17 protein-coding genes are annotated in these 20,251 nt (G+C 55.1%); 15 read left to right on the top strand and 2 right to left on the bottom strand.

Translation table 11 applies throughout. The annotated features are described in order from the left end of the window. Positions 1 to 211: 211 nt before the first annotated feature. The 13 genes from CWO84_RS05945 (at position 212) to CWO84_RS06000 (ending at position 16,693) form a co-directional block, all read left to right on the top strand. On the top strand, positions 212 to 727 hold the full coding sequence (locus CWO84_RS05945; RefSeq protein ID WP_101052043.1) for an RNA polymerase sigma factor: 516 nt from the start codon (positions 212 to 214) through the stop codon (positions 725 to 727). A 58-nt stretch (positions 728 to 785) separates the two neighbouring features. Continuing rightward, the gene (locus CWO84_RS05950) at positions 786 to 1,760 is read left to right on the top strand and encodes a FecR family protein (RefSeq protein ID WP_240617976.1); all 975 of its coding nucleotides are present in this window, start codon (positions 786 to 788) and stop codon (positions 1,758 to 1,760) included. A gap of 103 nt (positions 1,761 to 1,863) precedes the next feature. Next, positions 1,864 to 4,323: a TonB-dependent receptor gene (locus CWO84_RS05955; protein ID WP_101052045.1), complete on the top strand. Its 2,460-nt coding sequence runs from the start codon at positions 1,864 to 1,866 to the stop codon at positions 4,321 to 4,323. Positions 4,324 to 4,577: 254 nt separating this feature from the next. Continuing rightward, a complete protein-coding gene (locus tag CWO84_RS05960; protein ID WP_101052046.1) occupies positions 4,578 to 5,804 on the top strand; it encodes a PepSY-associated TM helix domain-containing protein in 1,227 nt (408 codons plus the stop codon). A 294-nt stretch (positions 5,805 to 6,098) separates the two neighbouring features. Then, a complete protein-coding gene (locus tag CWO84_RS05965) occupies positions 6,099 to 6,413 on the top strand; it encodes a hypothetical protein (protein WP_033156012.1) in 315 nt (104 codons plus the stop codon). Positions 6,414 to 6,709: 296 nt separating this feature from the next. Continuing rightward, a complete protein-coding gene (gene modB, locus CWO84_RS05970; protein ID WP_101052047.1) occupies positions 6,710 to 7,396 on the top strand; it encodes a molybdate ABC transporter permease subunit in 687 nt (228 codons plus the stop codon). Next, positions 7,393 to 8,484, top strand: coding sequence for a molybdenum ABC transporter ATP-binding protein (gene modC / locus CWO84_RS05975; protein ID WP_101052048.1), 1,092 nt, complete (start codon positions 7,393 to 7,395; stop codon positions 8,482 to 8,484). Before modB ends, modC begins: the two co-directional genes overlap by 4 nt. A gap of 273 nt (positions 8,485 to 8,757) precedes the next feature. Then, complete coding sequence (locus CWO84_RS05980) at positions 8,758 to 10,794, top strand: TonB-dependent receptor (protein WP_240617977.1); 2,037 nt, start codon at positions 8,758 to 8,760, stop codon at positions 10,792 to 10,794. A gap of 27 nt (positions 10,795 to 10,821) precedes the next feature. Then, positions 10,822 to 11,910, top strand: coding sequence for a lipocalin family protein (locus CWO84_RS05985; RefSeq protein ID WP_101052050.1), 1,089 nt, complete (start codon positions 10,822 to 10,824; stop codon positions 11,908 to 11,910). A gap of 153 nt (positions 11,911 to 12,063) precedes the next feature. After that, positions 12,064 to 12,729: a YfiR family protein gene (locus tag CWO84_RS05990; RefSeq protein ID WP_240617978.1), complete on the top strand. Its 666-nt coding sequence runs from the start codon at positions 12,064 to 12,066 to the stop codon at positions 12,727 to 12,729. Between the two features lie 4 nt (positions 12,730 to 12,733). Continuing rightward, complete coding sequence (locus tag CWO84_RS24855) at positions 12,734 to 13,357, top strand: CHASE sensor domain-containing protein (protein WP_240617979.1); 624 nt, start codon at positions 12,734 to 12,736, stop codon at positions 13,355 to 13,357. Beyond that, the gene (locus tag CWO84_RS05995) at positions 13,323 to 15,767 is read left to right on the top strand and encodes a response regulator (protein ID WP_240617984.1); all 2,445 of its coding nucleotides are present in this window, start codon (positions 13,323 to 13,325) and stop codon (positions 15,765 to 15,767) included. The genes CWO84_RS24855 and CWO84_RS05995 overlap by 35 nt, the downstream gene beginning before the upstream one ends. Before the next feature lie 2 nt (positions 15,768 to 15,769). After that, positions 15,770 to 16,693, top strand: a complete 924-nt coding sequence (locus CWO84_RS06000; protein WP_033156018.1) for a diguanylate cyclase — start codon at positions 15,770 to 15,772, stop codon at positions 16,691 to 16,693. 39 nt (positions 16,694 to 16,732) lie between these two features. Here the strand turns inward: CWO84_RS06000 and CWO84_RS06005 are convergent, their stop codons facing one another. Further along, positions 16,733 to 17,587, bottom strand: coding sequence for an SIR2 family protein (locus CWO84_RS06005; protein WP_033156019.1), 855 nt, complete (start codon positions 17,585 to 17,587; stop codon positions 16,733 to 16,735). A gap of 479 nt (positions 17,588 to 18,066) precedes the next feature. On the opposite strand from CWO84_RS06005, the gene CWO84_RS06010 reads away from it, so the two are divergent. Both CWO84_RS06010 and CWO84_RS06015 read left to right on the top strand, forming a co-directional pair. Further along, a complete protein-coding gene (locus CWO84_RS06010) occupies positions 18,067 to 19,251 on the top strand; it encodes a hypothetical protein (RefSeq protein ID WP_101052052.1) in 1,185 nt (394 codons plus the stop codon). Between the two features lie 5 nt (positions 19,252 to 19,256). Continuing rightward, positions 19,257 to 19,535, top strand: a complete 279-nt coding sequence (locus CWO84_RS06015; protein WP_101052053.1) for a MoaD/ThiS family protein — start codon at positions 19,257 to 19,259, stop codon at positions 19,533 to 19,535. 39 nt (positions 19,536 to 19,574) lie between these two features. Here the strand turns inward: CWO84_RS06015 and CWO84_RS06020 are convergent, their stop codons facing one another. Next, complete coding sequence (locus tag CWO84_RS06020; RefSeq protein ID WP_033156022.1) at positions 19,575 to 20,117, bottom strand: hypothetical protein; 543 nt, start codon at positions 20,115 to 20,117, stop codon at positions 19,575 to 19,577. Positions 20,118 to 20,251: the final 134 nt, after the last annotated feature.

Raw genomic sequence — 20,251 nt, forward strand, 5'->3', positions numbered from 1 at the left:
AGTGTTTCGGGCTAACGGAAAACAAAGCTGTGTGAAATGCCGAGATAGCTGCGGCATTTCACACAGTTTTATGAATGCTAACAAAGCTCTGATTTTTTCGAACGAACGAAAATCTCATATTTTCAGGCGGTTAAGTCTTTGAGTTCCGTCATGGCGTAAACTTTGCTGCGCCAAATGCCACGATTAACTCCAGCATGGCCTGGCTTCGCGCATGGCATTTTCAGACCACGATATTTACCGAATTTTTTTAAGTACCCGCCCGCAAATCCAGCGTTTTTTGCAGCAGCGCATTCGGTGCGACGACACTGCGGCCGATTTGATTCAAGACATTTTTATGAGATTGACGCTGCTGAAGCCACCTCCCGCCAGTGAGACCGAAGTCCAGGCCTGGCTGTTTAAAGTGGCATCCAATCTATCTCTCGATCATCTGCGCACGCAAAAACGCCGTTGTGAATTGCTTGATCAATATCTGGGCGACGAAACCGACATCGACGCTTCGGCAGCGCCGGAACGAACGGCGGAAGCGCAAGATCAATTGCAGCACATTCAGCTGGCACTGGCCGATTTGCCTGATCAATGCGCCGAGATTTTATATTTAAGCCGTATCGAGGGCTTAAGCCATATTGAGATTGCCAAGCAACTGAAAATCTCGACCAGTTGGGTGGAAAAACAGCTGGCAAAAGCGTTGCTGCACTGCCGGCAGGCTGTTGATAGCCAATGTACTTAGTGTGGATTTAAGCGCCTTGGATCGTTATAGTAAATATCCCGCTCCAAACAACACCGTAATGAACGAAACTTCTTCAACTCGCCGAGCAGCTTTGCAGCAACAAGCCGTTGCCTGGCACGTGCGCCTAAAGTCCGGTGCTGCCGATGACACGTTATTGGCTGAGTTCGAAAACTGGCGGTCGCAAACCCCCGAACACGAGCAAGCCTATCGTGATGTCGAGACCCTTTGGCAACACCTGCCGCGGCCGCTGCTCGCTGACCGGCAACGCCGCCGCGCGCTAGCGATAAGGCAGCGGCGAGGGCGCAGGCTAAAGCGCGGATTGGGCTTGGCTGCGGCCGCTTCGCTGCTGCTGAGCGTGATGAGTAGTTTTTATCCGGATTACTTGCAACATCCTCTGGCAGACTACCGTACCCGGATCGGCGAGCAGACCTCAATTACGCTGGCCGACGGCAGCATCGCGCACCTGAATACCGATACCGCCATCGATGTGTCAATCAATGCCAATGAGCGGCGCATTGAATTGCTGCGCGGCGAGGCCGAATTTGACGTGGCGCATGACGAGCACAAGCCGTTTCGGGTCGTATCCGGTTCTACGTCCACAGAAGCGTTGGGCACCCAATTCATCGTCCGTTACGACGGCCAAGCCGGCGCGGTTACGCTATTGCAAGGCAAAGTCCGCAGTAGCCGGCCGTCCGCGCACGGTGCGCAAGCCGATAGCGCCACGCTGCAACCCGGCCAACAACTATGCTTCAATGCCGAGATGTTGGGCGTGCCGCAAGCAGTCGAATTAAGCAACGCCGACGCCTGGCGCCGTGGCCGCTTGTTGATGAATTTCGTACCGTTAAAACAGGTTATCGCCGAAATCAACCGCTACCGGCGCAGCCAAATCCGTTTATTGGACGACAGGCTGGCGGAGCGGGAAGTCAACATCGCCGTCGACATCCAGCAAATCGATGCCTGGCTGGAAGCCCTGCAACAGACCTTGCCGGTTAAAGTCATCCATGCCGGGCCGCTGGTGTTTTTGCAGTCCTGATGGCCGCTTTGCTGCCTGCGACAATTTGTCACACATCCTTTAGTACGGCTCAGCCAGCCGCCAATCGTTCTCAGCTAAAACCCACTCAAACTGAGGACACATCATGAGAAAAACCGGAAACCCAAGCGGGACGCGAAAAGCCCGCACTAAAGGCTCATCCGCAATCGGCGCATTGCCGCTTTGTCTGAGCTTGATAAGCGCTGCGACGCTGCCGACGGCTCAGGCCGAAAGCCCCAGTGCCAACAGCGAAAGCCGCACCTACAACATCGCTGCGCAGCCTTTGTATTCCGCGCTCAGTGCGCTGGCCGAACAGTCCGGCGTGCAGTTTGTTTACAACTCGGAGTTGGTCAAGGGTGTCGATTCGCAAGGCGTTAGCGGACAGTATTCACTGGAAGACGCATTGAAACGCTTACTGTCCGGGTCGGGGATTAGTTATCGATTCAGTAGCGGTAACACCGTCACGCTGCAAAATACGGCCGAGTTGGAGCCGCAATCGGCTGCAACGATGCCGGCTGTGACGGTCGTTGGCAAAACCGATCTCAACTCCGATGATCCCTACAACTTGAGTTATACCCGCACCAACACGGCGCTGGCGACCAAAACCGACACACCCATCATGGAGACGCCTGCCTCCATTCAAGTCGTCAACAAGGCGGTGCTGCACGATCAACAATCCTACCGCTTACAGGACGCCATCAAGAATGTCAGCGGCGTGCAGTCTTACCATTCGTATGGCGGCGACCACGAACAATTCGTGATGCGTGGTTTTCTGCAAAGCACCGTCAACTATCGCAACGGCATCCGCATACCGTTTACTAAATTCGATCTGGCCAACGTCGAGCGCGTGGAAGTGATTAAAGGCGCATCGGCCATGCTGTTCGGCTTCGGCGATCCCGGCGGCTTGATCAGTACCGTGACCAAGCAGCCCAGCTCGACGCCCTACTATTCGCTGGAACAACGCTTCGGCTCCTACGATTTCTACCGTACCGAAGCCAGCGCTACCGGACCGGTCAGCAAGGAAGCCGGTCTGAATTACCGCCTGGACATGTCGTACCTGGATACCGGTTCGTTCCGCCAAAACATGGGTAATGACCGGATCTTTTTCGCGCCCACCCTGAGTTGGGAAGCCACGGCGGACACCAAGTTTACCTTGTCTTACGAGTATTTCGACGAGAACAACGCCTATGACTACGGTGTGCCCGCGGTCGGCAACCAATTGGCCAGAATTCCCATTTCCAGAACCTTCGTCGGCCGTTCGGATTTAAGAAATTCCACGACCAACAATTTGGTGGATTTCAGAATCGACCACCGCGTCAACGACCAGGTCAAGCTAAACGCCGGCGTGGTGTCGTCGCAGTATCAAAAGTATTGGCAGGGTTTCTATACCGGCCGCGTCAACGAAACCCCCGGCAACGCCTTCGGCAACGTGTCGCGCAATTACTGGTTTAGCCCGGAAAACGCCGAGTCACTGACCGCTTGGGTGAATGGCACTTTCGACTTCGAAACCTACGGCATCAAGCATAAACTGTTACTCGGTGGCGAGTACTACAACAGTCAATTGAAATACGAGGTTGCCAGCGGCGGGGTCGACACGATCAACATCTTTAACCCGAATATTGCGGCCGTTACCGACGCTCAGGTAAGCCGAATCCGGAGTGCGTCTTACAACGACGTCATCGCTACCGAGAACACCTCAAAGGCCATTTACTTTCAGGATCAAATGACGCTTTGGGACAAGCTGCACATTATGGGCGGCTTCCGCTATGACTGGGTGGATAGGATGCAAGACCTGAGCTGGTGGGCGCCGGACGGCAAGGACGCGCGTAACGACGATGTGGTCAGTCCCAGGGTCGGCATCGTTTACCAACCGTTAAAATGGTTGTCCTTGTTCGGCAGTTTCACCGAGTCGTTCGGTCCGGCCAACGATTACGACAACGGCGGCGCCAAGTTGTACGATCTATTCGATGCCACCCAGTTCGAGGGCGGGGTAAAAACTCAATTTTTCGACGGAAAATTCAACGCCAGCGTGGCTTACTTCGACCTGGAAAGAACCCAATTTTTCCAAGATCCCAACAGCGATGTGATCTATGCGCAAGTGCCGGTTAAGGGCAGCAGTAAAGGCGTCGAACTGGACGTACAAGGTCAGCTGTACGAGGGCTTGAGTGTCATCGGCACCTACGCTTACACCAACGCCAAGGTCATCGACGACACGGGGACACCAGCCAACATCGGCAACTGTATGCCTTTTGCGCCCAACCATCAAGGCAGCGCTTGGTTGAAGTATGACTTCGACGGCGACATGCTGAAAGGCTTTAGTGTCGGCGCCGGGGTCTACGTTTCCGGACGCCGTTACGGCGACGCCGCGAACAGCTATTTCGACAGATCCTATGCTCGGCTGGATTTGATGGCGGCCTACAAGCGCAAACTGGGCGGCATGAATTTGACCACCCAAGTCAACATCAATAACGTCAACGATGCCGAGTATTACGTGCTGCGCTCGCGCCGCACCAATCTGCCCGCCGAGCCGTTGGCGGTCATGGGCTCAATCAAGCTGGAGTATTAGACCGTTCTATGGGTCACGTTGGGGTGAGGTAACGAACCCCAACATTTTTGGCCTCTAAATTACCGGTATCGTTGATGTTCTGTTGCCGATAGCTGGAGGATGGTTTTGAGGTTGTTGTGTTGGGGTTCCTTTAATCACCCCAACCTACGCTGGCCTGGCAAAATGGGACTGGGATTTTCCGGGGCCTAAACGTCTTATTCAGGTATCGACGCCTTTTGTTTTCGCACCCTTTACGTGACCTTTTCGCTATCGCCATGACTGCCGTCCCTCAACCATCGCGCTCGACCATTCCGGCGACTCCGCAAAACTCGGCCTTGTCCCGCCTGAAAGCCCGCCGCAAACGCTGGCTGGACGTGCATTTGTGGCTGGGTGTGAGCTTGGGGTTTTTGCTGTCGATTTACGGGATTACCGGCAGCTTTCTGGTTTTTTACGCCGAGATCGACGAATGGCTGCATCCCGAATTATTGGTGGTTGAACAACCGGCGGGTGCACAGTATCGGCCGCTGGCCGAAATCTTTGCCGCCGGCAAAACCGTGATGCCGCCGAACGCCAAACATATTTTTTCGGTATATCCGCGCAATGCGGAGGCCGCCTTCAAACTGCGTTACCAATTTCCAACCACCGATACCGAAAACGAACGCTGGATCGTCGGCGTCAACCCGTATACGGCGCAAGTCACCGGAAAAATGTTGCTGACCCGCTCCGGCGATTGGCTGCCGGCAACCTTCATCGATTGCGTGTTCGAATTGCATTACGCCTTGTTGATTCCGTCCGAGGACATCAGCGCCGTCATCGTTGGCGTCTCGGCGGCGCTGCTGATTATCTCGACGCTGACCGGCCTGATCGTATGGTGGCCGTTGACCGGACATTGGCGCAACGCATTAACCTTCAAGGCCAAGGCCGGCAAAGTGCGCTTCAATTACGATCTGCATAAAACCAGCGGTTTTTACACCTTGCTGGTGATGTTGCCGGTTCTGTTCTCAGGGATTTACATGGTGCTGCCGCACAACGTGGTGCCGGTGCTGGAACTGTTCTCGCCGGTGACTTACCGCTACTGGTTTCAATCCCAACCGCCTTATCCAAATGCTCCGGCCATCGGTATGGATCAGGCGGTGGCGATTGCCTTTAAGCAGTATCCGCAAGGCCGGCCGCACTGGATTTATGGGGCTGCGGAACCGACTAAAACCTATACGGTGTGCCAGGACGGCGTCGATGCACCCGGCAGTATTTTGCAACGCCGCTGCACGGTGATCGACCGTTACAGCGGCAAGATTCTGGATCTGGACGACCCCAGCCTGCTGACCGCCACGGCCGGCGAAATCTTTACTCATTGGCAGTGGCCGTTGCATTCCGGCCAGGCCTTTGGCATGACCGGGCGGATTTTGGTGTTTATCACCGGTCTGGCTTGTCCGGTGTTGTTTGTCACCGGCGTGATCCGCTGGCGGCAAAAAGCCGCAACCCGGCGCAAACGGAAGGGCTGAAACTGATCGGTGATCAGGTACTGCAACGATTGGGCAATAGGCAAAACTTCTGCCATTGTATTGCTGACAATGTTTTCCGAATGTTGCAATCTTGTCGCATCACTGTCTCAAAACAATACATACAAACTGTGACACATACCTGAAAGTCCTTGTGTTTCCAGGCTTGCGGGCGTGGTGTTCCATGGCATTGATATTGCTGCGGGTCAATTGAAAACCATTGGGATTTTCAAGAGGGCGTCAGGTGCGTGCCAAAGCCTGTCGCCGATTTTTTGGCAATGTCATTAAGGTGATGAGATGAGTGAAGTGATATGGGTCGGTTTGATTATGTTGATTGTGGCTGCCTGCGCATTCGCGCCCTTGGGTTGCATGCTGTCGGCTTATGCAAAGTCCGTTAAATCCAGCGGCGCTAGTAAAGCAGCAGGCGATGTCAGTGGTTCAGCGCCGGGACTGCCCGAGGATTCGGTCCTCAAGCGGCATTTTTTGACGCAATTGCAAAGCGAGATTGAGGCAACCTTGTTTCCGCGGCCAACCGATTCGATGCTGCAACGACATTACGATGCCTTGGTGGCGGCCAAGCTGGAAAACCGTTTGCAGATTATTGGAAAGTAAGCCCTGGTTGTTAAGGTCGCTTTGATGTTCCTGAGGGTACTGAGCCTGTCGAAGGACGCACCAGCCTGGACTTCGACAAGCTCAGCCCAAACGGCATAGCCTTGATCAATAGGGCTTGATTGAGAATCAGGCCAGGCGCTGACCAAGCAGCGCCTATGTTGCCGATACCCGTCATACCAGCAGTTTTTCTAAAAGCCAATGCGTATTTTGCTGGCGTTCTACCCGTCCGATTAGCGAAAATAGACGGCAGATGTGTCGCCTAGTAGCGATTTTTCCGTCACTCAGACCAAGCCTGCATGCTAAACGCCGCCGATCTCGATACCTTGTTTTTGACCTTTCGCGTGGCCAGTCTGGCTACCTTACTCTTGCTATTATTGGGCACGCCACTGGCCTGGAAGTTGGCGCGCAGCCGCTCGCGCTGGAAAGGCGTCATCAATAGTGTGGTGGCATTGCCGTTGGTGTTGCCGCCAACGGTATTGGGTTTTTACTTATTGGTGTTGATGGGGCCGGCCGGACTAGTGGGAAAATTCACCCAATGGCTGGGTATCGGCACTTTACCGTTCAGCTTTGGTGGTTTGGTGGTGGCGTCGGTATTGTATTCGTTGCCGTTTGTGGTGCAACCTTTACAAAATGCCTTCGTGGCGATGGGCGATGCGCCGCTGGAAGCCGCTGCGACCTTGGGCGCCGGACCGCTGGATCGGTTTTTCAGCGTGGCGCTGCCATTGGCGAAGCCGGGATTTTTAACTGCCGGGGTGCTGGGTTTTACCCATACCGTCGGCGAATTCGGCGTGGTATTGATGGTCGGCGGCAATATTCCCGACAAGACCCGCGTGGTATCCGTGCAAATTTACAATCATGTCGAAGCCTTGGAATACGGCCAGGCACATTGGCTGGCCGGCGGCTTGCTGATCTTTTCTTTCTTGGTGTTACTGCTGTTGTACAGCAGCCAACAAACCCAAACGCTGACGCAATCCTTGAAATGATTATGTCCCCAGTGCCCAGCATTCAGGCGCGCCTGCGCTTGGCGTATGACCAATTTGCTTTGGATGTCGATTTAAACCTGCCCGCCAGCGGCGTGACGGTGCTGTTCGGTCATTCCGGTTCCGGTAAGACCACCTTGTTGCGGTGCATCGCCGGCTTGGAACGGCCGACGCAGGGCTTTTTGAAAATCGGCGCAACGCTTTGGCAAGACAGTGAACACGATTTTTTCCTGCCCACCCATCGCCGTAATTTGGCCTATGTGTTTCAAGAAGCCAACCTGTTTCCGCATCTTTCGGTACGGGGTAATTTGGATTATGCCGTGCGGCGTTTGCGAACTAAAGATAGGCTGTTTTCCCTGGGGCAAGCGATTGAATTACTGGCGATAGGACCGTTGCTGGAGCGTTTGCCGGACCGCTTATCCGGCGGCGAACGGCAACGGGTAGCGATAGCCAGGGCCTTGGCCGCCAGTCCGGATGTGTTGTTGATGGATGAGCCGCTGGCCGCGCTGGATGAGCAACGCAAGCAGGACATCCTGCCTTACCTGACCGGCTTGCATCAGAATCTGCAAATCCCGATTCTGTACGTCACCCACTCCTTGCAAGAGGTCAATCAACTCGCAGACCATCTATTGGTGATGGCTGCCGGCAAAGCAGTAGCGTGCGGGCCGTTGGCAGAAACCTTGACTCGGCTGGACGGCCCCATGGCTTTGGACCGGCAAGCGGCCAGCGTTTGGCAGGGCAAGTTGATCAGCCACGAAGCCGAATATCATCTCAGCCATGCCGAATTCGCCGGCGGCAGCTTGAGTTTGCCGTATTTGGACATGCCGGTCGGTAGCCCGGTGAGAATCAGAATTTACGCCCGCGACGTCAGTATTACCCTGCAACCGCCGGAAGCCTCCAGCATCCTGAATATTCTGCCGGCCAGGGTGCTGGCGCTCAGCGAAATGGGGCAAGGCCAAACCGTCGTGCAACTGGCGGTCGGCGACGAGGTTTTATTGGCGCATATCACCCAAAAATCGGCGATGTTGTTAGATGTGCAGCCAGGTATGGCCGTCTACGTACAAATCAAGGGTACTTCCATAGTTCGGTAAGGATTACCACTCACTTTTACGGATCGGCTGCAAATTGCGCTGCCCGCTGCCTTAGCGCCGAGCCGATTACTTGTCGCTGGTGCGCAATTCCGCCGCATGAAATGTGATAGCCCTCAAAAAACGCAATGAATTTGTCGATGTTGGCGCGTTGCGGACGCCTTATCGGCATTTAGCGACTATCTTGATAAACGGTTTGCCGGAGAAGGTATCGCTGGATGGATAGCCGACGGCCCTCCTCGTCAAAATAGTTGTCACCTCAAAATAATAAAAAAAATGAAATCAACGATATGGCTGACTGGCCGGTATCAAACACAAGCGACGAATCGATTAAATCTGTTCCTGTTCGGTGTGGCGCTTAACATCAATATCTTCGGTAGCGCGGTAGCCGATAACGCGCCGGATATCGAAGCTTTTTCCATCAACGAACTGATGCAAATGGAAGTGTCCTCGGCGTCCAGAAAATCGCAGACCGTATCCGATACCGCGGCGGCGGCGTTCGTGATCAGTCAGGAAGACATTCGCCGTTCCGGTGCTACCAGTATTCCCGACGCACTGCGCCTGGCGCCCGGTCTTGAGGTAGCGCAAATCAACGCCAGTGTCTGGGCGGTGACCGCGCGTGGCTTCAATAGCCGTTATGCCAATAAATTGCTGGTACTGATGGACGGCCGCAGTGTTTATACGCCTTTATTTTCCGGGGTGTTCTGGGATTTGCAGGACACCCTGATGGAAGACATCGAGCGTATCGAGGTCATCCGCGGACCGGGCGCGGTGATGTGGGGCGCCAACGCGGTAAACGGGGTGATCAATATCATTACCAAGAAGGCCAAGGACACCCAAGGCAATTTGTTCGTGGCCGGTGGCGGCAATCAGGAGCGCGGCTTTGCCGGTTACCGGCACGGTGGCCGTATCGGCGACGACGGCAGTTACCGGGTGTACGCCAAAACCTTTGAACGCGATACTTTTGTTAATGCGGCCGGAGACAGGCTGCACGACGATTGGCGCTCGGTGCAGGGCGGTTTTCGTATCGATGACCGGATCTCCAACGACAGCCGTTACACGATACAAGGCGATGTTTACCGCAAGACCATAGGCAATACCGTCACGCCGCAAACGGTGCTGCCGCCGTTTAACCGCGAGTTCAGCTTCGACGACCATGCCGACGGCGCCAACCTGCTGGCGCGTTGGGAAGGTAATTTCAGCGACGGTTCTGAATTCATGCTGCAAGGCTATTACGACCGGGTCGCTTTCAGTGCCGCAGCGTTGTCCGACAGTCAGGACATGGTGGACATCGATTTTCAGCATCGCCTGCATCCCAATGCCGACCACGATTTGATGTGGGGCGCCAGTTACCGATTCATTCACAGTACCACGGTCAACACTTCGGCTATCGCCTTCACACCCAACAGCTTGGGTTACCACAACGGCAGCGTGTTCGTACAAGACGACATCACGTTGATTGACAACACTCTGCGCCTGACGCTGGGTACCAAGTTGGAAGAAAGCCATTTCGGTAACACGCAAGTGCAGCCCAACGCCCGTTTGATGTGGACGCCGGACCAAGTGCATTCGCTGTGGGCTTCGGTTTCCAGGGCGTCGCGGACACCGGCGCGCGGCGAAGCGCAGGCCAATGTGGGGCTGGGTGGGGTCCCTACCGGTTTGCCGGCGCCTTTTGATCAGATCCAGGTCATCGCGCAGCCCGACCCCAAGCTGCGCGCTGAAAAAATCTTTGCCGCCGAAATCGGTTACCGTACCCAGTGGACCGAAAAATTCTCCACCGACATTACCGCCTTCAGCAATCATTATTCCGACTTGGTGATGTTCCGCCGCGGCGAGTTGGTGGGGCTGACCCAGTCTTTGATCTGGAGTAACGCCCAGCAAGATTTCACCACACGCGGCATCGAGATTGCCAGCGAATGGCATGTGTTGGATTGGATGCGCTTCAGCGGCAATTACAGCCACCTGAAAATGGAAATCCCCCAGGATCCGCTCAATCCGGATATCGCCGGTCTGAGTCCTCGCCATCGCGGCTCTTTGCGCTGGCAGATGGATTTGCCGGAAAAAATCAAGCTGGACTTTACCCTCAGGCATGTCGGCCGCTTGCATTCCAACAGCCAGGCCGTACCGGCCTACACCACCTTCGACGCCAGACTGGCTTACGAACCCTATAACGGTGTGGAGTTTGCCGTCATCGCCCAAAACCTGTTCTCGCCCAGCCATCCGGAATATAAAGACTCATCCGCACTGTCCTTGCCGAGTAGCGCGGTGGAAGTCCCGCGCTCGATCTACGGCAAACTCAGCTGGCGCTTTTGATTTTTCAACCCGTAAAGAGTATCGACCATGCGTAAGCTCTGGAAAAAATTGCCCTGGATTATTGCCGGGATTGTGTTGATTGTCGGCCTGCTGAAGCCGCCTTTATTGCCTTGGCTGTTGTTAGTATTAACCGTGCTCGCGTGTTTGTTCCTGCCGCGCCGCGGGCTGATCGGCCCGGTCGAATTACCGGCCGACGATGCGTTTTTACCCAGCGAACAAGTGCAGTGGTGGTATTGGACCGGGCATTTATTCACCGACGACGGCCGCCGCTTCGGCTTCGAACTCGTGTTTTTCTCGTTCGACAGTTTGGTGATTTTTCGCGATCAGCTGGTGCAGGCGGCGGTTACCGACGTGAATGGCCAGCGTTTCTCGTTCGAAGAGTTCGTCGAATTCCATCTGCCCAAACGCATCCCCAACGGCTTCAATCTGACTTCCGGCGCCGACAATAAAGTCACGGCGGTTGGCGGCGACGGCCATGACCGCTTGCACGCGCAAGTCGGCGACTATGTGCTGGATCTGGAACTGAAAGCCACGCAGGCTCCGGCTTTGCATTACGGCGGCGATCCCCATCCTTATCGTTTCGGCGGCTACACTTATTATTACTCGCGGCCGAAAATGGCGACTACCGGCACTATCAGTATCGGCGGCCAGACTTTTCAAGTCACCGGCAACAGCTGGTTCGACAGACAATACGGCGAACTCTATCAAGCCATTCTGCAGGGTTGGCAATGGTTTGCGATTGAACTCGATGACAACCGGCAAATCATGTTGTTCGACTTCAAGGGCAGTGACACGTCGGTCGAAAAATCCGGCTCGATTACCGATGCCCAAGGGCAAACCGTCACGCTGGCGGCACACGAATTTGCGGTTACCGTGCTGGGCGAATGGGTTAGTCCGAATACCGGCTGTACCTATCCTTCCGGTTGGGAAGTCGAGGTGCGCGGCGAAAAATTTACCGTGCAGCCCTTGGTGCAGGATCAGGAATTACGCGCGCAGCATACTCTTTGGGTGGGGCCGACATACTGGGAAGGTGCGTGCAGCGTAGCCGGTGCCTCCGCCGGAAATGCCTACGTAGAATTGAACGGTTTTTGCCGTTGCCCCGGCCGAGGCGGTTAAACTATTAAATCATTCGACATCAAGCGTAGAAACGCTAGCCGGTCCCTGACAAGACTACTGGGGTTTGCGTTTCTACTTTCACAAACTTGATTGCCGGCTTCCGCCAAACCACATCGTCGTAAAGCTACCCGGACGGTTCTTAACCAAAACCCGATGCAAAAAGGATCTCGCATACATTCCGAAATGGCCGGACAGAAACGTTTAGCTGACGCGATGGGCGTGATGCGGGGTATTGTCAAAAACTATCTGCGCCCGCGTTTTTTCGCGCCGCAATCCAGGCGCTATCTGGCGCGCCAATGGGTTTTCGCCTGTCTTTGCCTAGTGGTGCCAGGCTGGCAGGTATTGCCGGCCGCCAGCCTGTCGGAGGCGCAGATCAAAGCCGCCTATCTCTACAATTTTGCTAAATTCGTGGAATGGCCCGCCGACGTATTGCCGCCAGGCGCGGACATTTTGCTCTGTGTGGTCGGCAATAGTGTGCTGGACAGCGAGTTGCAAGCGCTGGACGGGCGCAAGGCCGGCGAACGCATTTTGCGGTTTGTCCAACATAGCAATACCGATCCCGACTTGACTACTTGCCATCTGTTGTTTCTCGGCAGCTCCGAGAAATCTCACTTTGTGGTGACCTTAAAAGCACTAGGCGATGCGCCGGTGCTGACCCTATCCGACATCGACGACTTTGCCGAAAAAGGCGGCGGTATCAGCTTGCTGTTTCGCGAAAACAAGGTGGTATTTGAAGTGAATCTGGAACCGATTCGTAACGCCCGGCTGCATTTGCCCGGCCAACTGTTGAATATTGCCGCCATTGTTTACGGGAGATAGTGTGATGCGCGTTTTGCCCAATTTTGCCGACTGGTCTCTGCGGCGCAAACTGGTGTCCATCATCATGTTCAGTTGTGCGGTATGCCTGTTCGTCAGTCTATCGGTGATGGTGGTTAGTTCGGTGGTGAGCCGCTATCGCAGCGTATTGCACGAATTGTCCAGTTTGGCGGACGTGTTGGCCGAAAACGGCCAAGCCGCGTTGGTGTTTGCCGATAAAGCCGAAGCCAGCCGTTTGCTGGAGTCGTTGAAAGACCGGCCGGAGCTGTATGCGGCCTGGATGGTGTCTGTCGATGGTAGCGTACTCGCTTCATGGAGCCGGGGAACGGCGAATATTGATGTACCCAGTGACTTTCGCCGGCCGTTCCGTGAACTGCGCACCAACTTCTGGAGCCGGCGCGCCGAGCTATTCACGCCGGTGATCAAAAATACCGAGTTGGTCGGGTTATGTGTTGTTACAAGCCGATTTCACCGCGCAATGGAACGATCAACTGGTCGATTTGGGCAAGAGTTTGGGGGCGGCGGGGCTGGCGCTGATATTGGTTTATCTGTTGGCAATCCGCTTGCAGCGCATCATTTCCAGGCCGATAGAGGAGTTGGCGACGGCCGCGCGGCTTATCGCCGAGGATAAAAATTACACTTTGCGGGTGACGCAGCGCGACCGAGACGAGATTGGCGATTTGGTGCAGGCGTTTAATACCATGTTGGGCGAGATCCAATTGCGCGATGAAACCCTTACCGGGCATCGGGACCGCCTGGAAGCCGAAGTGGCGCAGCGTACCGAAGAATTATTGCAAGCCAAAGACGAAGCGGAAGCCGCCTCGCGCTCCAAAGGTATGTTCCTGGCAAATATGAGTCATGAAATCCGCACACCCATGAACGCGATCATCGGTTTGTCGGATTTGGCCTTGAACAGCGATCTGTCGCCCAAGCTGCGCGATTATCTGCAGAAAATTCACACCTCATCGCTGGCCTTGCTGGGGATTACCAACGACATTCTCGATTATTCCAAGGTCGAAGCCGGCCGCATGGAATTGCAGGCCGAAGCGTTTAGTTTGGAGGATGTGCTGGAGAATGTACTGAATCTGTTCATCGTCCGCGCCGAGGAAAAAGGCCTGGAACTGGTGCTGGAACTGGATTCCGCTTTGCCGCCGCGCTTGATTGGCGATGCGTTGCGCTTGGGGCAGATATTGAACAATCTGGTGGGCAATGCGGTGAAATTTACCGAGGCCGGGGAAATTCATATCAAAGTTTCCCAGTTGGCAAAAACCCACGGTTACTCCACTTTGAGTTTTTCGGTACGTGATACCGGTATCGGCATGTCTGCGGAGCAGCTCGAGCATTTGTTTCATGCCTTTACCCAGGCCGACGGTTCGATTACCCGCCGTTTCGGCGGCACGGGGCTGGGATTGACCATCAGCAAGCGGTTGGTGGAAATGATGGGCGGTAATTTAGCCGTGCAGAGCCAACTTGGCGAAGGCAGTCTATTCGAGTTTACGCTGCTGCTGCCGTTTCCGTCTGAGCAGAAATCCCGACAAATTCCCGGCCATCTGCAAAGCATGCGGGTGTTGATCGTCGATGATTTGGACATTTCCCGGCAGATGTTGCGCGATATTTTGCTGGCCTGGGGCTTTCAGGTCGAGGAAGCGGCATCCGGCGCACAAGCCTTGGAAGCGCTGCGCGCCGCCAACGACGCTGATCGGGACTTCGAATTGGTGTTGCTGGATTGGAAAATGCCCGGTCTGGATGGTGTGCAGGTCACCAGGGAGATTCGGGAGATGGTGCGCCGCACCGAAATCCGCAACGCCCCGGTCGTGATTATGGTGACCGCCTTCAGCCGTGAGAAATTGTTAAGTGCGGCCGGCGATGCGGTACCCGATGATATTTTGGTCAAGCCGGTGATGCCATCCACCTTGCTGGAAGCCTTGACGCGCTTGCAGGGCGGCAATCCCGAGCAAGGCAATGAACAAAGCCGGCCGCTGTTGGCGGGTATGGCCGCTTCGATACGCGGGGCGCGCATTTTGTTGGTGGAGGATAACGAGGTTAACCAAATGGTAGCCAGGGAATATCTGGAAAGCTCCGGCTTGCGCGTCACTGTAGTTAACAACGGCCGGGAAGGGGTGGAGGCGGTCAGGAAAAATCGTTACGACGCGGTGCTGATGGACTTACAAATGCCGGAGATGAGCGGTATCGAAGCGACCCGGCTGATCCGCCAGGATGCGCGGTTTGCCGATTTGCCCATCATTGCCATGACGGCTGCGGTGCAGGAGCGTGAGCGCAACGATTGTTACGCTGCCGGCATGAACGATCATATAGGCAAGCCGGTGTTGCCGCAGACTTTGATGGCTGCCCTGTTGCGCTGGATAAAGCCGTCCGAACGAAGTGTGTCGGTCGAGCCGGTGCCGCCGAAACCGGAGTCTATAGTCTCCGGCCTATCCAGGGAGCTGCCTGGATTCGATATGGGGTATATTCGGATTATGATTGGCGAGGACAGCCATAAATTGCAACTTTTGTTCGAGTGCTTTCGAGATAAATTTGCCGATACCATGCAACGCCTCAGAGCGTTGCATGGCGCCGGAAAAACCGAGCAGGCGGTTGATTTGCTGCACAATTTGAAGGGCGCAGCCGGCGTGCTTGGCGCTGTAGAACTGAGCCGGGCCGCGGCGAACTTGGAGGAAGCTTTGCATGTCGGTATGCCGTTTGACGCTAGCCTCCCCGCATGCGAGGCCAGTCTGACGGCCACCCTGAACACGATTGCCGATTTCACCGCTATGGGTGCCGTTGCCGAGCCACAGAATCAAGCCGCCGATTGGTCGGCGGCAGACGAGTTGGCCGGCCAGTTGCGCGACTTGTTGGAAGGTAGCGATTTTGTCCCCAATGATTTGATCGAGCAATTGAAGGCCGCGCTACCTTGTCCGGAAACCCGGCTACTGATAAAAAAAATAGAAAAACAGGTCGGCAATATCGACTACGGTCAGGCTAGAGTGACCTTGGCGGAGTTGCTGGCCTTGATAGCGTCACAGCGACAAAACAGAGGATAGTCATGACTGCCGAGATCTCCAAGCCCTTGATTTTGATCGTAGACGATACGCCGACCAACATTCAGGTGTTGGCTGAAAATTTGATCGACGAGTATCGCATCAAGGTGGCGGTCAGCGGCGAGGCGGCGCTGGAGGCCATCGACCGGCAAGGTCCGCCCGATTTGATCCTGTTGGATGTGATGATACCGGGCATGGACGGTTATGAAGTCTGCCGGCGTCTGAAAAGCGACCCGCAAACTGCGGCAATCCCGGTGATATTTGTGACGGCAATGAACGCGGCGACCAACGAAGAATACGGGCTGAATTTGGGGGCGATGGACTACATTACCAAGCCGTTTTATTTGCCGGTGGTTAAGGCGCGGATCCGCAATCATATCCGCCTGAAACGGATGACGGACATGTTGGAAGCGATGGCCTGGATGGATGGCCTCACCGGTATCCCCAATCGCCGGCGCTTCGATCAGGTCTTGGAAAACGAATGGAAGCGCGCGCAGCGCAATCAGTTGCCCTTGGCTTTAGTGATGGTGGATGTCGATTATTTTAAAGCTTATAACGATTGCCACGGCCACGGCGCGGGCGACATTTGTCTGCGGCAGGTGGCCACCATATTGGCGGCTTCGGTGAGTCGCTCCGGCGATTTGGTGGCGCGTTACGGTGGGGAGGAGTTTGTGATGCTGATGCCGGAAACCGACATTGAAGGCGCGCAGCGCGTATCCGAATTGCTGTGCCGGCGTGTTGAAGCGCAGCAAATTTCACATACCCGCTCCAGCGTTTCGCCTTGGGTGACGATTAGCGCCGGTTTTGCGGTGGTGGTGCCGGCGCTGCAACAATTGCCGTCCGAATTACTGGACGAGGCTGATCGGCAGTTGTATTTGGCTAAAGAAAACGGTCGAAACGGCGCCCGCGGAAGCTATTCGACCGTTTAGCCCGGCCGCGTGTCCTCACCGGCCGAGCTGCGGGATTTTTTAAGCAGCCACAGCCGAAGCTTGCACCGATTGCAGGAAATCCTGGCAGTCGGCGTTAATCAGTTCAAAGCCCATTTTCGCACTAAAGCGTTTTTCCTTGTCGGTAGGGTTTTTTCTTAAAAACCAGCCTCTATGTTCGTCGGCGCCATAGGTGATGTCGCTCATCACCATCCGCTCGGAATCGCGATTGAGCGGCAAACCCAACAACAGGTATTTTTTGCCTTTGCGGTACTCCTTTAAAAAGTCCGGAATCGCGAAACCGCCCATCAGCTCGGTGATGTAATCCACATAGTCGGCATCGGAGGCGATGTAATTGGCTTCGGGTTTTGGCGTGCCCATCGGTTTAAACAAAATCGGCAGATTTCTATCGACTTGTTCCTGCGGAATCTCAAAATATTGGCTGCCGTCGTAATGATAAATTTTGAAGCGAAAGGCGGTAGCGACGATGCGGGCCACGCCGACGATTAGCGTGTGTTCTTCGTCGGCATAACTGTCTTGCAATTGGGTATCCCGATTAATGTCGATCACATACTTGGGCCGCCATTCTTTCAGCCAGTCGTGCATCGATGCGCGGGTGTATTGAATTTGTCCGTAGGTTTTGTCAAGAAACTGCGATACATAGTTGCGGCCGCGCTTCAGTTCCTGGTTCATCGCTGCGCGCGGAAACTCGTACATCAGTTTCGGCGCCATCGGTTTGCCGCCGTTCATCGCCAAAATGAGGCTGTCGCTGTCGGCGGGCATCGGCTCTTGCGTCAGTTTGCTTTTGGCGTCGAACACCGCTCCCGGCCCCAGATAGGGAATGACTTGGTTATCGTACAAACCGCTTAGAATTTCGGAAAATACCGTATTTGACATGGTTGGCCCCAGCTAAATAAAAAGTAATGCTTAGTTAATGCAAAATTCAATCCAGTTTGCTTATTTGCTTACAGGCCTTATGTTGTATGGCTTGCAGGTTTTTGCGGCGCGGGTGGAAAGGCAACAACCGTATAAACTTAGGTGAAATTGTCGTAACTGCGACAAATTTTCGGAGTGATGGCCGACACGCGGCTGCGGTTGAAGTATTTGCTCGAATTAAAAATATCCATTGCAAAGAGATGAGCCGTTGTTCGCGGTTTCGGTTTGTCGGTCCAGAATATCAGCCCAAGGCGTTTGCTCGAAAATTAATCATTTTGGCCTGACAATAATAATCGGGTTAAAGTCTTGCGAAAGCGCATTAGGCTTATTTATTGTGTTGGTCATACCGTGTTCGATCAGGCTCGGACTGGCTGGATTGATATGCCCGTTTTCCGATCAGCAGCACCTGCTTTTCTATAGTTGCAAAAAGAGGTATAGCCATGTCCGATATGCTTATTTTGGGTACCCGCAAGGGTACGGTCATATTTGATCGGACGAAAAGCGCTTGGCGTCCGCGTCCCATCGCTCACGCCGGCATTCCGGTCTGCTACGCCGCGCGCGATCCGCGCGACGGCAACTTGTGGGCTTCGCTGGATCATGGTCATTGGGGGCCGAAGCTGTCGCGGTCGCGCGATGGCGGCGAGACCTGGGAAGATGTGTCGTCGTTAAAGTATCCGGAAGGCGCGCGCTACATCGTCAAGTACCTCCCAACGCCGGATTTCGATCCTGAGGCCCCGGTTAGACAGGCCGAGTATCAGGATGCCACGGTGTACAAGATCTGGCATCTGGCCTTCGGCAGTGCCGAACAACCCGGCAGGATTTACGCCGGCACCATTCCCGGCGGGCTCTTTGCCAGCAACGATGGCGGCGACAGCTGGACGCTAAACCGGCCGTTGTGGAATCACGAGAGCCGAGGCGGCGATTTGTTTGCCGGCGAGGCGACCAGTAAGAATCGCTGGGGTGGCACCCCGGCCAGTATCGATTACGGCGTATTCGAACCGGGCATTCATTCCGTCGTTGTTGATCCGCGCGATCCGAATCGGATCCATGTCGCCGTATCGTCGGCTGGCGTACTGGAAACCGCGGACGGCGGCCAGACTTGGCAAGGTCGAAATAGCGGCTTGTTGATGGACTATCTGCCGAATCCGGCGGCGGATTGGGGGCATGATCCGCATTTTATGACCAACTGCACAGGGCAACCGGATCACCTTTGGCAGCAAAATCATTGCGGGGTGTTTTATAGTGATGATGGTGCGCGACATTGGCGCAAGGTCAGTGTGCCGGATGCCGGCGTACATTTTGGTTTTCCGATTGCCGTCGATGCGCGCGATGGCCGGACCGCGTGGGTCGTGCCTGCCCGAGCGGATTCGGAACGCATGGCGATTGGTGGTGGTTTGTGCGTGGCCCGGACCACAGATGGCGGGCAGACTTGGCAAGCGTTTCGCGCCGGTCTGCCGCAGGAGCATGCTTACGATATTGTCCTGCGGCATGGGCTTGATATTGCCGGCGATTGCCTGTGTTTTGGCAGTACCACCGGCAACGTCTATTTGTCGGAAGACCGGGGCGAGACCTGGCAGTGTCTGGGTAACCATTTTCCGCCGGTCTATTCGGTACGTTTCGGTTAGCCGCCATGCCGACTGTGAAAATGACTTCGCACCTTTACCGGTTCTTTCCGGCGCTGGAGGAGCGCGACATTACGGTGCCGGCCGGCTCGGTGGCCGAGGTTTTGCAAGCCGTCAACCAGCTTGCTCCGGGATTCACCGATTACATACTGGATGAACGCGGGGCGCTACGCCGCCATGTTTATCTTAGCGTTGACGATACGATTGTGGTCGACAGAAAGACGCTTTCGGATCGGGTCCCGGAGCTTGGGGTTGTCTATATTTTTCAGGCACTGAGCGGCGGATAAGTGCTTTTGCCGGAAAGCATTCGATTGTCCAAGCACGGACTAATGCCAGCCACCGTATTGCGTTGTCGGGTCACCGCGAAAACCGGCTGTGGTCTTGTTGGCGTCCGGCACATGCGCGGTACTTTCCGCTGCTTGCACCATATTGTTATGGGTATAACCGCCCATGGCCTTGGCTTGTTTGGCGATGGCGGTGGTCGTGGGGTTGATGTCGTATTTGCTGGCGTCGGGATGGATCACCACGCTGATTAATTGCGCGTCTTTCGGCGCGTTGGGGGCGGTCGTGTAACTGAGAACGACCGGAAGCTCGGTGCCGGCGGGTACTTGAATTTCATAGCGCTGGCTATTGTTGAGCTCGGTACTGGCAAGCGTTTTTCCGGTTTCGGACAGTAAGCTGACGGTGCCGGTTTTGAGCGGTCCGGCGTTGTCGCTGACTGCACCGAGCAATGATGTGGTTCGCAGGGTTTGTTTGACCGCGGCTTTGCCTGAAGTGCTTGATTTTGCTTGGTCCTGGCCGCAACCGGACATTATCGGCAGGCTGAGGCAGGCGATCAGGGTAAGTGTGAATGTGGTCGGGTTTTTCATCGGTATCTCCGTCGGCGTTAGTTAAAGATACCCGCTAAACCGGCCACCGACAAGTGGGCTTTACGCGCCATCAATCGACATTGGGCGCTCATATAGCAGTTGAATAAAGCCGCTAAGGCCGTTATAGTTGCCCC

Source organism: Methylomonas sp. Kb3 (assembly GCF_002834115.1).
Taxonomy (GTDB): Bacteria; Pseudomonadota; Gammaproteobacteria; order Methylococcales; family Methylomonadaceae; genus Methylomonas; species Methylomonas defluvii.